At 76.6% G+C, this 364-nt stretch carries 1 protein-coding gene; it reads left to right on the plus strand.

All coding sequences use genetic code 11. From position 1 onward, the window contains the following. Window positions 1-40 precede the first annotated feature (40 nt). Window positions 41-364 (plus strand): beta-ketoacyl reductase (locus ACSNOB_RS32035; protein WP_436691192.1); only part of this gene is annotated, 324 nt, incomplete at its 3' end.

The raw sequence follows: 364 nt of genomic DNA on the forward strand, positions 1-364 counted from the left end.
GGCGGATCGGGCGCGGTCGGCTCGGGCGGGTCTGGTGCCGATGAGCGCAGGGCTCGGGTTGGAGCTGTTCGACGCGGCCCTGAAGACGGGCCGGCCCGCGCTGGTGCCGACGGTGATCGACGTGCCGGCGTTGCGGGCGGCGCTCTCGGGCGGCCCGGCGCCGGCCATGCTGCGCACCCTCATCGGTTCGACGGCGACCCGCCGACGGGCCGCGCAGGGCGGTGACTGGGCCAACCAACTGGCGGGCCTGGCACCCGACGAGGCGCGGACCCAGATCGACGTGCTCATCCGGGGTCTGGTCGCGCAGGTGCTCGGGCACGGGGGCGCGGAGTCGGTGCCGGCGGACCGGGCGTTCCGGGAGTTG

This window comes from Micromonospora sp. URMC 106 (assembly GCF_051386395.1).
GTDB lineage: Bacteria > Actinomycetota > Actinomycetes > Mycobacteriales > Micromonosporaceae > Micromonospora.